At 60.9% G+C, this 13,535-nt stretch carries 15 protein-coding genes; 8 read left to right on the forward strand and 7 right to left on the reverse strand.

Features of this window, described 5'->3' with window-relative positions; all coding sequences use genetic code 11:
• Positions 1–409 precede the first annotated feature (409 nt).
• Positions 410–1,282 carry a GerMN domain-containing protein gene (locus AC6CH8_RS09285; RefSeq protein WP_498190222.1) on the forward strand — a complete coding sequence of 291 codons (873 nt, stop codon included), beginning with the start codon at positions 410–412 and terminating at the stop codon, positions 1,280–1,282.
• Between the two features lie 30 nt (positions 1,283–1,312).
• Here the strand turns inward: AC6CH8_RS09285 and AC6CH8_RS09290 are convergent, their stop codons facing one another.
• From AC6CH8_RS09290 to hrcA, 3 genes are read right to left on the reverse strand one after another with little or no spacing between them, the layout of a single operon-like run.
• Positions 1,313–2,086: a 16S rRNA (uracil(1498)-N(3))-methyltransferase gene (locus AC6CH8_RS09290; RefSeq protein WP_474661928.1), complete on the reverse strand. Its 774-nt coding sequence runs from the start codon at positions 2,084–2,086 to the stop codon at positions 1,313–1,315.
• Between the two features lie 2 nt (positions 2,087–2,088).
• Entirely contained in the window at positions 2,089–3,216 is a 1,128-nt protein-coding gene (gene dnaJ, locus AC6CH8_RS09295) for a molecular chaperone DnaJ (RefSeq protein ID WP_017197584.1), read from the reverse strand.
• A 50-nt stretch (positions 3,217–3,266) separates the two neighbouring features.
• Positions 3,267–4,274 carry a heat-inducible transcriptional repressor HrcA gene (gene hrcA / locus AC6CH8_RS09300; protein WP_091467740.1) on the reverse strand — a complete coding sequence of 336 codons (1,008 nt, stop codon included), beginning with the start codon at positions 4,272–4,274 and terminating at the stop codon, positions 3,267–3,269.
• Positions 4,275–4,466: 192 nt separating this feature from the next.
• On the opposite strand from hrcA, the gene AC6CH8_RS09305 reads away from it, so the two are divergent.
• Both AC6CH8_RS09305 and AC6CH8_RS09310 read left to right on the forward strand, forming a co-directional pair.
• Positions 4,467–5,318, forward strand: a complete 852-nt coding sequence (locus AC6CH8_RS09305) for a DUF3097 domain-containing protein (protein ID WP_420178157.1) — start codon at positions 4,467–4,469, stop codon at positions 5,316–5,318.
• Between the two features lie 122 nt (positions 5,319–5,440).
• Complete coding sequence (locus tag AC6CH8_RS09310; RefSeq protein ID WP_026005318.1) at positions 5,441–5,854, forward strand: DUF4870 domain-containing protein; 414 nt, start codon at positions 5,441–5,443, stop codon at positions 5,852–5,854.
• Positions 5,855–5,886: 32 nt separating this feature from the next.
• Here the strand turns inward: AC6CH8_RS09310 and hemW are convergent, their stop codons facing one another.
• On the reverse strand, positions 5,887–7,116 hold the full coding sequence (gene hemW, locus AC6CH8_RS09315; protein WP_498190100.1) for a radical SAM family heme chaperone HemW: 1,230 nt from the start codon (positions 7,114–7,116) through the stop codon (positions 5,887–5,889).
• Positions 7,117–8,970 carry a translation elongation factor 4 gene (gene lepA / locus AC6CH8_RS09320; RefSeq protein WP_026005317.1) on the reverse strand — a complete coding sequence of 618 codons (1,854 nt, stop codon included), beginning with the start codon at positions 8,968–8,970 and terminating at the stop codon, positions 7,117–7,119.
• A 160-nt stretch (positions 8,971–9,130) separates the two neighbouring features.
• On the opposite strand from lepA, the gene AC6CH8_RS09325 reads away from it, so the two are divergent.
• A complete protein-coding gene (locus tag AC6CH8_RS09325) occupies positions 9,131–9,658 on the forward strand; it encodes a type II toxin-antitoxin system PemK/MazF family toxin (protein WP_498190102.1) in 528 nt (175 codons plus the stop codon).
• A 178-nt stretch (positions 9,659–9,836) separates the two neighbouring features.
• Entirely contained in the window at positions 9,837–10,097 is a 261-nt protein-coding gene (rpsT, locus tag AC6CH8_RS09330) for a 30S ribosomal protein S20 (RefSeq protein ID WP_054808077.1), read from the forward strand.
• A gap of 92 nt (positions 10,098–10,189) precedes the next feature.
• On the opposite strand, the gene holA is transcribed toward rpsT, so the two are convergent.
• Both holA and AC6CH8_RS09340 read right to left on the reverse strand, forming a co-directional pair.
• Positions 10,190–11,206, reverse strand: coding sequence for a DNA polymerase III subunit delta (gene holA, locus AC6CH8_RS09335; protein WP_420178160.1), 1,017 nt, complete (start codon positions 11,204–11,206; stop codon positions 10,190–10,192).
• A gap of 92 nt (positions 11,207–11,298) precedes the next feature.
• Positions 11,299–11,748, reverse strand: coding sequence for a hypothetical protein (locus tag AC6CH8_RS09340; RefSeq protein ID WP_498190104.1), 450 nt, complete (start codon positions 11,746–11,748; stop codon positions 11,299–11,301).
• A 197-nt stretch (positions 11,749–11,945) separates the two neighbouring features.
• Here AC6CH8_RS09340 and AC6CH8_RS09345 point away from each other — a divergent pair, with 197 nt between their 5' ends.
• From AC6CH8_RS09345 to AC6CH8_RS09355, 3 genes are all read left to right on the forward strand, one after another.
• Positions 11,946–12,221, forward strand: a complete 276-nt coding sequence (locus AC6CH8_RS09345) for a hypothetical protein (RefSeq protein WP_498190106.1) — start codon at positions 11,946–11,948, stop codon at positions 12,219–12,221.
• A gap of 13 nt (positions 12,222–12,234) precedes the next feature.
• Entirely contained in the window at positions 12,235–12,567 is a 333-nt protein-coding gene (locus tag AC6CH8_RS09350; protein WP_498190108.1) for a PadR family transcriptional regulator, read from the forward strand.
• 224 nt (positions 12,568–12,791) lie between these two features.
• On the forward strand, positions 12,792–13,232 hold the full coding sequence (locus AC6CH8_RS09355; RefSeq protein ID WP_139025162.1) for a hypothetical protein: 441 nt from the start codon (positions 12,792–12,794) through the stop codon (positions 13,230–13,232).
• Positions 13,233–13,535: the final 303 nt, after the last annotated feature.

The following is a 13,535-nucleotide window of genomic DNA, read 5'->3' on the forward strand; positions in this document are numbered from 1 at the left end:
TTTTCTCCTCCGGTTGGTCGTATTAACGCCATCGATTCGACATTCGTGGCCACTTAAAGGCGACCGCCAGGATGCCGGAATGTCTTCAATCCTACGCCAGCCCGGCCCGCGTTGAACCTCAACGGACGGCATCATCAGGGCCCGCCCCGCGATGTCATACATTTTGTCTCAACTCTGCATCAAGCCGGTATCAATCATGTTTCAGTTGGCGCCTGGCAGCCCAATCCTGGCCAACCGCCGTCGACGATGTGCCAAGCTGGCATAGCGGGTGGGATCAGCACCCTGCGGTCCGGCCTGGTGGCTGCGGCCGCCAAGAGAGACACGTTAAAGCAGGAAGCCCATCACGAAGCCAGCAATCATCGGGAATGGCTCGCGCAGTCGGACGAGGTCCGTCATCGCCGTGCCAGCGATGTTTGCTGTCCTTTTGCTGACCGGTTGCATCGCCAACGGCGGCGGTAGCCAAGCAAGCATTACCTCGCCACCGGTCACCGTCCAGGACGCCCCTGCCAGCCACGCCCCGCTGGAGACCACGCAGGCTTCCACCAAAATCCCGGTGTACTGGATCGGACGCAGCAAGGAGGAGGTTTACCTCTACCGCGAGTTCAGGGACATTTCGAGCGACGAAAATCCTGTGACCACAGCACTGCGGATCATGATGGCCGAAAAACCCTTGGACCACGACTTCTTCACGCCGTGGCAGGACCCCGAGAGTCTTGCTACGTCCATCTCGGGCAAGAATGTGATCACCGTTGATATTTCGCGGGACGCCTTCAACTCAAACCTCGACGCCGGGATGGCCCATCGCGCCGTCCAGCAATTGGTCTACACGGCTACAGCAGCAGCTTCGTCCTCCGGGCTCATAAACTCAGGCCAGCAAATCCAGGTTGTCATTTTGGTTGACGGACACAAGGACTACATGGCGTTCGGGCAGGTACAGCTCGGCCAACCCATGGAACGGAATGCCTCCCTGGTTGCGCCGCTCTGGATTATCGATCCGCAGGAAGAAACGTCCTTGCCGGCAGGCGTCGTCAAGTTCAACGGCCGCAGCACCGACAGCTCCAGGCCCGTCAGCTGGCAGATCCTCCAAGAGAACGGCAAGGGCGAAAAGACCGGCCTGCTCACCGGTCAAACCAAGGCGACCGGTGAACCAGGTCAGTACGGACTATTTACCTTCAGCGCCACTTTGAAGACCGGAAAGTATGAGTTGCGGGTTTCACAAGTCGATGAAGCCGGCGCCACCATCGAAACGAGCACCGATACCCGCCTGTTCAACGTCGGATAGCGTGCGGGGCTGGATAGCCTGCGAGGCTGGTTACCAGCGGCCCAGAACGTCACTGGCAAGAACGACGGCGGCGGGTCCCGCCGTCGACGACCGCAAGACATGGTGACCCAACAGGGCCGTTACGGCGCCTGCGTCGCTGAGCCGGGTTACTTCACGCGGTGAGATTCCGCCCTCCGGTCCAACGATCAAAAGAACCTCCCGCGGTGACCCCGCAGCGTCACTGAGCAACGCAGCCGACTCTTCGAGGACAGTCCGCAAGGGATTCTTGGCGTCTTCATGCAGGATGATGGCCAAGTCAGCGGCCTCGACCGTCTTCGCCAAATTAGCGGTATCCACGATGGACCGGACCTCAGGAATCCAGGCACGCCGCGCCTGCTTGGCGGCCGCAGTGACCACCGACTGCCACTTCGCGTGGGCTTTGGCAGCCCTTTCGCCCTTCCAACGCACGATTGCGCGCTCAGACTGCCATGGAATGACAGCATCAATTCCTAGTTCCGTGGCGGTCTCGATGGCAAGTTCATCGCGGTCACCTTTAGCCAGGGCCTGAACCAGCACCAACCGGACCTCCGGCTGCTCCTCGAAAAGCACCTCAGACGCCTTCACGGTCAAACTGCTGGATCCGGCGTCCACCACCGTGCCTATCAGCCGCGCACCTGAACCATCCGCTATATCAACGGGCTCGCCCGCGGCCAGGCGTTTGACCGTTACAGCATGCCGGGCCTCGGGACCCTCGAGCACGAATGTGGAACCGGGGATCACCTGGCCGAGGCTGCCCGCGGCTGTGAAGAAAACGGGGTTGCTCACCGCTACAGGTTACCGAGCTTGTCCCGCAGCTTCGCGAACATGCCCCCGCTTGCCACAAGCTTTCCTTCGGTGAACTGCTCACCGCGCAGCTTGGCGAGCTGCTGCAAGAGTTCTTCCTGGGCTGGGTCGAGCTTGCTTGGCGTCTCTACGTGCAGGTGCACCTTGAGGTCGCCTCGTCCGTAACCACGGAGGTGCGTGACGCCCAGGCCGCGGAGGGTAATGACTTCGCCCGACTGCGTGCCGGCCTTCACGTCGATATCCTGTGCGCCGTCGAAGGTGTCCAGCTGCAGCTCGGTGCCAAGTGCCGCCGCCGTCATAGGAACACTCAATGTGGCATGAAGGTCGTCGCCTTCACGCATGAACATGGAATCGTTGTTGACCCGGATTTCTACATAGAGATCACCGGCAGGACCACCGGCGGGACCTGCTTCGCCCTGCCCGGACAACTGGATGCGCGTCCCGGTTGCGACGCCTGCCGGTACCTTGATGGTGAGGGAACGGCGGCTGCGGATTCGGCCCTGTCCGTTGCACTCGTTGCAGGGGTCCTTGATGACCGTGCCGAAGCCTTCGCAGGAACCACAAGGCGCGGTGGTCATGACCTGACCGAGAATGGATCGGACAGCCCGCTGTACCTGGCCGCTACCACCGCAAATGTCGCAGCGTTCCGGGTGGGTGCCCGGGCGGCAGCAGCTGCCGTCACAGGTGGGGCAAACCACGGCAGTGTCCACTTCAAGCTTCTTGTTGACGCCGAACACGGCGTCCTTCAGGTCGATGCGGACGCTGATTAGTGCGTCCTGGCCGCGACGGACACGCGAGGCTGGTCCACCGTGGCCGCCACCGCCACCAAAGAAGGTGTCGAAGATGTCTTGGAACGCGAAACCCTGGCCGGAGTAGCCGCCACCGAAACCGTTGTCGGTGCCGTTCTCATTGCCGGTGGCATCGTAGACCCGGCGCTTCTGGGGGTCGGACAACACTTCGTAAGCGTGGGTCACGGCCTTGAACTGTTCCGCGACATCTTCACCGGGGTTTACGTCGGGGTGCAGTTTCCGCGCCAACTTGCGGTACGCCTTTTTGATCTCTTCCCCGGTGGCTTCCGGCGAGACTCCCAAAACGTCATAGTGGCTGCTCAAAGTCGGTATCTCTTCCTTGTTGTACTGCGGATGTTTCCTCGGACCGGTTTTCAGCCGCCGAGAATGCGGGAAAGGTAACGGGCCACGGCGCGTACGGCTGCCATGGTGGTGGGGTAGTCCATGCGTGTCGGACCGAGAATCCCCACCTTGGCCCCGGAGCCATAGCCGGTAGCCACGACGGACGCCTCAGCCAAGCCGTCGTACGGATTTTCGCGTCCAATGCTCACGGTGACGCCACGGGGATCATCCCCCATGTCAGACAACAACCGAAGCATGACAACTTGTTCCTCGAGTGCCTCCAGCACGGGACCGATGCTCAATGGGAAATCCACATTGGAGCGGGCCAGGTTGGCCGTTCCTGCCATCAGGATGCGCTCTTCACGGCTGGTGTCACTGAGTGATTGCAACCCCTGAGCCAACGTCTGCGCCAAGCTGCGGAGTTCCGGCGGACACAGGGCGACTACCGATGGCAGCACCTGCGGCAAAAGAGCCATCTGGGTGGCTGCGATGCTGCCGAGGAAGCGGGACCTCAGGAGCATCAGCGCCTCGTTGCTCACGTCAGAGCCGGCGTCGATGACCTTCTGCCCAACGCTGCCCGTATCCGCAATGAGGACCACAAGCACCTGCTTTGGGGCCAACAGGACGAATTCCACGTGCCGGACCAGCGCGCGATTGGAATGGGGATACTGCACCACGGCCACCTGGTTGGTCAGCTGCGACAGAAGCCTTACAGTGCGCTCCAGGATGTCATCAACATCATCCGGGCCCTCAAGCAACGAGTGGATGGCCCTGCGCTCGGCGGCCGAAAGCGGCTTGACCTGGGAAATTCGGTCAACGAATAAGCGGTAACCCTTGTCCGTTGGGATTCGGCCTGCGCTGGTGTGGGGTGCCGCGATGAGGCCTTCCTCTTCCAAGACAGCCATGTCGTTCCTGATGGTGGCACTGGAAACGCCAAGATGGTGCCGTTCCACGAGGGCCTTCGACCCAACAGGTTCCCTGGAATGCACGTAATCCTCAACGATGGCACGCAGCACCTCAAGCTTGCGCGGCTCACTCATTGCTCCACCTCCTGACGACTGCCTTGGTCCCTACGACCGGTCAACGCGGGATCTCAATCGGACCACCACACTTAGCACTCAACATGCCCAAGTGCTAACAAGTCTAGTATGAGCCACCCCGTTGCTAGCATTGAAACCTCGCGCGGCCGCCTTCGGTCCGCGCCAAAAACCAGCACAAAAGGTAGGAATCCCTTGGCTTTCGACAATTGGGGCCCGCAGGATCTGTCCGCTCCTGGCAAAAAACAGCTGCCGGAAGTGGCCGTGCAGCGGGGAATGGTCCTCGAAGACGTGCAGTCGGGCTGGGTGGGCGAAGTCACCCGTGTTGAGAAATCAGGAGGAATGCACGTTGTCTCCCTTGAAGACAGGCGCGGAAAGACCAAGTCGTTCCAGTTGGGATTCGGGTTCCTACTGGAAGGGCAGGCAATACGGCTGATGCCTCCTGCTGCCCGCTCTGCCGCGTCCGCCGCTCCTTCCACCCGGACAGCCTCCGGATCCGTTCGGGTACAGGGCCAACGCGCCCAGGTGGCCAAGGCGAGCCGCGTCTGGGTGGAAGGAAAGCACGACGCCGAGCTCGTCGAGAAGGTTTGGGGTGACGATCTCCGCGTGGAAGGCATCGTCGTGGAGCCATTGCATGGCGTTGACGACCTCAAGTCGGCCATCGCTGCCTTCAACCCCGGGCCGGGTCGCCGCCTTGGCATCTTGGTGGACCACCTTGTCCCCGGGTCCAAAGAGTCGCGCATCGCAGCCGAGGCAATGACGGTGCCCGGAGCGGCAGGAAACGTTTTGATTGTCGGCCACCCCTACGTGGACGTCTGGCAGGCCATCCGGCCAAAGGTCCTGGGCATCGAGGCTTGGCCTGCCGTACCCCGGGGGATCGATTGGAAGACAGGAATCCTCACGGCCTTCGGCTGGCCCCACGAGACCGCGGAGGACATAGGCTTGGGCTGGCAGCGGCTACTCGGGGCAGTTCGCACCTATGCCGACCTTGAAGCATCTCTCCTGGGCCGCGTTGAAGAAGTCATCGATTTCCTGACGGTTCCTTGAGCCACGGTCCATGAGCTATCAGCAACTACCGTGTCAACGGGGCGTTGGTCCCGGGAAGTACCTTGGGGCCGGTATTCTGGGACAGCAATACCGCAGCATCTTTACAGCAAAGGGAAGACACCGTGGCAGATAACGCTCCTGAAGAACCGGGCAGCGCCGCAGGCCGGCCCCAGTACCATGGCGCGCCTGCCAACGCACTCCCGTTGACGGCCAGCGAGGACAGGCAGTGGGCTACCTTGGCCCACTTTGGCGGCATCCTGGGATGCCTGCCATCCCTTCTGATCTACTTGATTTTCCGCGATCGCGGGCCGTTCACCGCGCAGGAATCCAAAGAGGCGCTGAACTTCACGTTGCCTCCCACCATCGCCGCAGTGCTGGCCAACATTCTGGTGCTGCTGCCGGTAGTGGGCAACATCTTCGCCGTGATTGCCACCGCTATCTGGGTGGCCCTCACGTGCTTCTCCGTCTCGGCGGGAATCCGCGTAAACCACGGGCAACCCCACCGTTACAAGGTCAACCTGCGCTGGATTAAGTAGCCCCCGCTTGCCCTTTCGGGCGGGCACTGCGATTAGTCCGGAAGAATCCTGCGGACCACGGCGTCGGCCAACAGCCGCCCCTTCAGCGTAAGCACAAGTCGGCCCTTGAACGCTTGGACGTGGTCCACCAGCTCGTCAGCAATCAGCCCGGCCATCGCATGGCGCCCGATTGCGTCCAAGGCATCCACGGACAGCCCCGTTCCGAGCCGCGCTTCGAGCATGATGCGCTCAACCTCACGGGTTTCGGCGTCGAGAGTTTCCCGGCCGGCAGCTGGCGAGCTTCCTGCAGCCAGCCGTCCCGCATAGGCAGTGGGGTGCTTGACGTTCCACCACCGGACACCTCCCACGTGGGAGTGCGCTCCGGGTCCGATGCCCCACCAGTCATCCCCGCGCCAGTAGGCAAGATTGTGCCGGCAGGCCTGTTCCGGCGTTCGGGACCAATTGCTGACCTCGTACCAGTTCAGGCCTGCCTGGGAGATCATTGTGTCTGCCAGCTCGTATTTAGCGGCGTGGTCGTCGTCATCGATTCCGGGGACTTCGCCGCGACGGATCTGGGCGGCAAGTTTCGTGCCGTCTTCGACGATCAATGCGTAGGCGCTGATGTGATCAGGCCGGTACGAGAGTGCAGTTTCGAGTGACAGCTGCCAGTCCGCCATGGATTCGCCGGGCGTGCCGTAGATGAGGTCCAGGCTCACTGCAAGGCCGGCTTCACGTGCCCACTGCACCACTAGTGGCACGCGGCTTGGCGTATGGGTGCGGTCCAGTACTTTCAGAACGTGTGGGACTGCGGATTGCATGCCGAACGAGACCCGGGTGAATCCGGCGTCAGCCAGCACCTTCAGGGATTCAGGCGTCACCGAATCGGGATTGGCCTCCGTTGTCACCTCGGCCCCCGGCTCCAAGCCCCACTGGTCGACGGCGGCGCGCAGGATCCGCGCCAGGTCTTCCGCCGGGAGGAGCGTGGGAGTACCACCACCAAAGAAAACAGTGCTGAGGGGACGCCGAGGCAGACCGGAAGCGTCCAAGGCCAACGCGGCGAAGTCGAGCTCAGATACCGCCGTAGTAGCGTAGGCATCCTGCGAGGCGCCACCGCCAAGCTCGGTGGCCGTATAGGTATTGAAGTCACAGTAGCCGCAGCGAACGGCGCAAAACGGGATATGGACGTAGAGCCCGAAATTACGGTGCTCGACGCCGGCCAACACCTGCGGAGGCAAAATGCCATCCGCAGGTGCAGGGTCGCCCAGAGGTAGGACGCTGGGCATTTACTTCTTGGCCTTGTCCTTGGACTCGTCAGTGGTCAGGGCAGCGATGAATGCCTCTTGGGGCACCTCCACGCGGCCCACCATCTTCATGCGCTTCTTGCCTTCCTTCTGCTTTTCCAGAAGTTTGCGCTTACGGGTGATGTCACCGCCGTAGCACTTGGCAAGAACGTCCTTGCGGATGGCCCGGATGCTTTCGCGGGCAATGATGCGTGATCCGATGGCGGCCTGAATGGGCACCTCGAACTGCTGCCTGGGAATAAGCTCACGGAGCTTCCCCGTCATCATCACACCGTAGGCGTAGGCCTTGTCGCGGTGGGTGATGGCGCTGAATGCGTCCACTTGTTCACCTTGGAGCAGGATGTCCACCTTGACGAGGTCGGCCACCTGCTCGCCGTCGGCCTTCCAGTCCAGGGAGGCGTAGCCGCGCGTCTTGGACTTCAGGAGGTCGAAGAAATCGAACACGATTTCGGCCAGCGGGATCCAGTAGCGGAGCTCCACGCGATCCTCGGACAAGTAGTCCATGCCGCGCATTTGGCCGCGGCGGCTTTGGCAGAGTTCCATGATGGAACCAACAAACTCGTTGGGCGCCAGGATGGTGGCGGACACCATGGGTTCGCGGACCTCGGAGATCTTGCCCGTGGGGTACTCGCTGGGGTTGGTGACGTGGATGACCTTCTTGTCCTCCAGTGTCACCTCGTACTCCACGTTGGGAGCCGTGGAGATAAGGTCCAGGTTGTATTCACGCTCGAGGCGTTCACGCGTGATCTCGAGGTGAAGCAACCCCAGGAACCCAACACGGAAACCGAAGCCCAGCGCTGCCGACGTCTCGGGCTCGTAAACCAGCGCGGCGTCGTTGAGCATCAGCTTTTCGAGGGCGTCGCGAAGTACCGGGTAATCCGTTCCGTCCAGCGGGTAGAGACCCGAGAAGACCATAGGCTTGGCGTCCGCGTAACCGCTGAGCGACTCCGATGCCGGCTTGGCCAGGTTGGTGACCGTATCGCCGACCTTGGACTGGCGGACGTCCTTCACACCGGTGATCAGGTATCCCACCTCACCGACGCCCAAGCCCTTGGACGGTGTGGGCTCCGGGGAGCTGACACCAATTTCCAGGAGCTCGTGCGTGGCACGGGTGGACATCATCTGGATGCGTTCCCGGGGGTGGAGCATGCCGTCAACCACACGGACATAGGTGACCACGCCGCGGTAGGTGTCATAGACGGAGTCGAAGATCATGGCGCGGGCCGGAGCATTGGGATCGCCCACGGGCGCAGGGAGGTCGCGGACAATCTTGTCCAGCAGGGCTTCTACGCCTACGCCGGTCTTACCTGAAACCTTGAGCACATCATCCGGGTCGCCACCAATCAGGTTGGCAAGCTCAGCCGCGTACTTCTCGGGCTGCGCGGCCGGGAGATCGATCTTGTTCAAGACAGGAATGATGGTGAGGTTGTTTTCCATCGCCAAGTACAGGTTGGCGAGGGTCTGGGCCTCGATGCCTTGGGCAGCATCCACCAGCAGCACTGCACCTTCACAGGCCGCCAGGGAACGGGACACCTCATAGGTAAAGTCGACGTGGCCGGGAGTATCGATCATATTCAGGGCGTAGCTGTTGCCATCGAGTTCCCACGGCATACGAACAGCCTGGGATTTGATGGTGATGCCGCGCTCACGTTCGATATCCATACGGTCCAGATACTGGGCCTTCATGTCGCGTTGCTTAACGACGCCGGTGTACTGCAGCATGCGGTCGGCCAGGGTGGATTTACCGTGGTCGATGTGGGCAATGATGCAGAAGTTCCGGATGATGGCCGGATCTGTTGCGGCGGGCACCGGTGCGGTGCGGGCCATGGGAGACACGCAGGATCCTTACTGTCGACACTCGCGCGGTAATTCCCCGTCACTGGGCATAGGCCAGCCGGAACACGCCGCGCATCTGATCCTCTAGTCTCCCATGAACCGGCGCTTCGCCGTACATTGTGTGCCGGGCATCAGCAGGAGCCAGCTGTAGCGTTGTCACATGGCTTTCGACTTGCGCCCTCTGGGCAAACTCATCCTGCGGTCCCTCAAGTCGTTGGGAGGCACCAGCACCAAGACGGCCACCCCTGCACGCGCCCGAAGGATGCAGTCCCGGCGATCCGACGTCGAACATCAGCCAGGCCCCTATCCCGGCGACTTCCGCGGTTCACTTAAGGTCAACTACTCCCCCAAGCCCGATGGCCAACCGGACCCTGGCGAGATTGTGTGGAGCTGGGTTCCCTATGAAGAGGACCACACGAAAGGCAAAGACCGCCCCGTACTTCTTGTTGGTCGGGACCGCGAGTGGCTGTTGGGTCTCATGCTGACGTCCAAGGACCACGACAACGACGCGCGGGCGGGCGAGTATGTCGATATCGGAACCGGCGCCTGGGATCGGCAAGGCAGGCCCAGTGAAATCAACGTGGGTCGCGTCATCCGGCTGAATCCTAACGCGATCCGGCGGGAAGGCGCTGTTCTGGGAAAGTCGCAGTTCCACGAGGTTGCCCGGGCGCTACAAGCCCGGAACTAGCCAGCCTATGCGCCAGGTTCTGCGTGACCCCTGAGTTTCTGCTATCCTTTATAGCTGTGTGTCCGTGCAGGTCGACGGCCATACATGGTTGGCTGCCATAGGCATCCCCACGCCGCTCAGTCGATGGCCAACCTGAAAACCCTCTAGACCATTTCCGCATTAAAAAGAGAGTTCATACGTGGCTAATATCAAGTCCCAGAAGAAGCGCATCCTCACCAACGAGAAGGCTCGCCTGCGTAACAACGCCGTCAAGTCTGAGCTGAAGACGGCCATCCGCGCCGTCACCACCGCCGTTGAGTCTGCCGACAAGGATGCTGCTGGAACTGCACTTGTTGCTGCCAGCCGCAAGCTGGACAAGGCTGTCAGCAAGGGCGTTATTCACAAGAACAACGCTGCAAACCGCAAGTCGGCGATCTCCAAGAAGGTCAACGCACTCTAAGGTTTTCCAGTTCGACTGAGCTGATCAAAAGGCCGGCGCCCATTGGGTGCCGGCCTTTGGGTTTAACCGGAAGCCGCGGTGAACGCTTCAGGTCAGCGGCGGCTGGCCGACGTGGCAATAACCGTGACCGCGTGCTCCACCGCATAGACAGGGTCACGCGATTCGCCCTTCACCTGGGCATCCGCCTCGGCGATGACTTGGATAGAGCGAATCAGGCCATCAGGCGTCCAGCGGCGGACATCGCGTTGGGCCTGCTCTACGAGCCAGGGCTGCATTCCCAAGTTCTTGGCGATGGTGGCCGGCGAACCATTGGCTCCCGCAACTTTTGCCAGGGTGCGCAGCTTGGCCGCCAGTGCCGCAACCAAAGGAACGGGATCCACGCCGGTGGCCAAGGCGTGCCTCAGAGTGGACAATGCCACCGGTCCGTTGCCGGCCATGGCAGCATCGGCCACTTTGAACGCCGTAGCTTCCACTCGGCCACCGTAGTAACGCTCCACGGTTTCGGCTGTAACAGCTGTGGTGGCGTCGGCAATCAACTGGCTGCATGCCGCCGCGAGCTCCGAGAGATTGGCACCCACGGCATTCACCAAAGCCTGGACGGCTTCGCCTTCAATGCGGCGTCCCGCAGCCCTGAACTCGGAGACGACAAACGCCGTCTTGTCCGAGTCCTTCTTCAGGGGCTGGCAATCAATGACTGGCCAGCCGGCAGACTTCACGGCGTCGAGCAGCTTCTTGCCACGTACTCCCCCGGCATGGCGCAGGACAAGGACAACGTCCTGGTCCGGATGCTGGAGATAGGCCAACCCGTCTGCCAGGAAGGCGTCATTCATAGCCTCGAGGCCCTCGACCTCAATGAGTTTGCCCTCGCCAAAGAGCGACGGGGTGACGGTCATCGCCAAAGACCCGGCCTCGTAGGCGCCGGCGTTCAGCCGGCTGAGCTCAACGTCCGGAGTGCTGGTTCGAACTTGGGTACGAATCCCATCCGTGGCGCGAATTCCGAGGTACTCCTCCGGGCCCATGATCAGGACCACGGCGGCCGGCGCGGCGTCACGCCAGCTGACAGTGTTCGCCGCGACGCTCTTGGCCCGGGTGTTTTGGGCAGCAGCCACTGGTAGTTCCTTCCGGACGTTTATTTTGCAGGCTTCAAGTCTGCCATGTTTGGTGACCGTGCTGCGTTTAGTGATTGTGCTGCCGCCTCGAGCTAAATGCCGACGACGGCGTACTCGCCTTTCAGTTTGTCGGCCAGGCCTTGGAGGTCCGTTGTTGACGACTGGCCGCCCGCGATTCTGCTGAGATCGACAACCATCCAGTTGGCACCGCGAACCAGGGGGATTTTGCCCTGACTTGAGTCAGCCCACGTTTGATAGCTTTCATCCAGGGCGCCCTGATTCGGGTACAGGTCTATCTGCACATTCTCTGAACAGACTCTCTGCGCGGAAGCGAGTCGGCCGCCATCGCCCATAGGAACAACCGGGTTGCCAATGGCTTCAGAATCGCATCCCAGGATCTCATCGACGGCAGCGTACGCCTCATCCATGGAGCTGAAAGACTGCAGTTCATTGCTGGCCGCTTGCTGCCCCGCGCATCCCGCGAGCGAGGCCCCGAGAAGAGAGATCGCTATTGCGATGCCGGCCGGATGTCTACGCTTCATCACTTTCCCCCAAGGCTAATGATCCATACCTGCTCGGACTCCGGGAAGCCCAATCATTGCCACCGTAGAACCATCTCCATTCCCACGGCGCATGCGGCGGATCACAAGAGCATAACCTTCTCCCCGACTGGCGCCACAGGATGAACCTGCTCCGTACTTACTTCTGACTCATAAATCAGAATCCACAGGAGCGAAAGATGGCCTTCCGATTTGCCAGCACCCAGTTACTGCGCGTTCAAGCGGTTGATGACATCGGCGATATCAGCTCAACCGAAATCCACATTGCCTTGATGTGCTTGATTGTCCTGGCGACTGCTCTGGCGACCTTCCTCGTCGTCTGCGTCTTCCTGCTGACAGTACCGCTGGCAACACTGGTGTTCCGTAAGAAAATCGCGGCGCTAACCATTGGGCCGGAATCCACCTCGCCCGGCAGCCCGCAAACAAACGTCGACTTGACTTCTAAATCTATATAGCTAGATTAGGCGCATGGAGAACTTGGGACGGATCACCCCGGCCACTGCACTAGTCCTCGAAGCCCTGTTGTCGGCTGAGAGCGTGTGGGGGCTGCAGATCGTCAAAGACACGGGCAAAAAGCCCGGTACGGTTTATCCCATTCTGGAGCGCCTCGAAGCCGCTGGCTGGGTGCAGGGGGAATGGGAAACTTCGTTAGAACGCAAAGGACCACGACGGCGTTACTACCGCCTCCTTGCCGACGCCCGTCCACTGGCGCAGGAGTTTGTGAGAGCGCAAAAATCACGAACTTCCTCTACTACGCCCCCGTCGCCCGCTTTCGGCGATAGTGCATGGAGCGCTGTATGAAGCCACAAGAGGCAGTCCTTGCTGTATGTCTCGCTTTGACGCCTGCACGGCTTCGGCGAATCCGGGAAGAACAGTGGAAAGCTGACCTACTGGACGGTCCAGGAATGGGCATATCTCCTGCCACTTTGCTGTTTGGCGCTGCATGCTCATCAGTGACGTCGAGGTTTTACGACCTCAAACATCGCGGCGGGATGATCCTGTCGCACATTACCAAGGGGGAAAACATGAAGCTCGTAATAGGTGCTTTGGGCACGGCAGTGGTGCTGGCTGGTGCAGTCGCGGTAAGCGTCCAGGCTAACGCCACGACGCCGCAGGATGACGCCTTTTCATTCAAGGGACCGGTGGCAGACCGACCCATTGGCGGCTATGAAGGATGGTGGAACTCATCGCACTTGGACGGAACCCCTGCAGGCCCGGAGGAGACCGTGGCCGTAAACACGAACACCGGAAAGATCGTCGATTACTCCAACTGGGCGAAGAACGCGGCCGGACAAGTGCTGACGGCCGGAGATGCCACCTACAACGTCGTCCCGGATCCGACTTGGCCAGCCAGCTCGATCGTCATCATTGACACATCCACAGGGAAGGTCATTGAGGACTTCCCCGTGGACGAAAAGGGTCGGGTCATCTACACACGCGAAGACGGCTCGAAATTCATCGGATGACCTTCTGACCAATAGCGTGACGGCAGAGATAGCGCACACGTTGGGCGGGCCTCGCATGCGACTTATGACCGCGAAAGTCATCGAGGTAGCATCGCCACAAAGAAATGCAGGCCTTCGCCGATCCAAGGCCTGCATTTCACTACTACCTCCGCACTAGACCTCAGCTAGAGATTCACCACACCCGTGGCGGTAACATTCAAGCCCAAGAATTAGCAATGTTTCTCCGGAGCCAGATCTGGGTGAGCAGCGCTAACGGGGATCTGCTCTACGACATTAGAGCAGCAGCCATGGGCTCCGCCTCGC

Source organism: Paenarthrobacter sp. GQ52 (assembly GCF_059759005.1).

Coding starts and splice junctions, on each gene's coding strand:
- AC6CH8_RS09285 (WP_498190222.1), top strand. CDS start 410: ATGTTTGCTGTCCTTTTGCTGACCGGTTGCATCGCCAACGGCGGCGGT.
- hrcA (WP_091467740.1), bottom strand. CDS start 4,274: ATGAGTGAGCCGCGCAAGCTTGAGGTGCTGCGTGCCATCGTTGAGGAT.
- hemW (WP_498190100.1), bottom strand. CDS start 7,116: ATGCCCAGCGTCCTACCTCTGGGCGACCCTGCACCTGCGGATGGCATT.
- AC6CH8_RS09325 (WP_498190102.1), top strand. CDS start 9,131: ATGGCTTTCGACTTGCGCCCTCTGGGCAAACTCATCCTGCGGTCCCTC.
- AC6CH8_RS09340 (WP_498190104.1), bottom strand. CDS start 11,748: ATGAAGCGTAGACATCCGGCCGGCATCGCAATAGCGATCTCTCTTCTC.
- AC6CH8_RS09345 (WP_498190106.1), top strand. CDS start 11,946: ATGGCCTTCCGATTTGCCAGCACCCAGTTACTGCGCGTTCAAGCGGTT.
- AC6CH8_RS09350 (WP_498190108.1), top strand. CDS start 12,235: ATGGAGAACTTGGGACGGATCACCCCGGCCACTGCACTAGTCCTCGAA.
- AC6CH8_RS09355 (WP_139025162.1), top strand. CDS start 12,792: ATGAAGCTCGTAATAGGTGCTTTGGGCACGGCAGTGGTGCTGGCTGGT.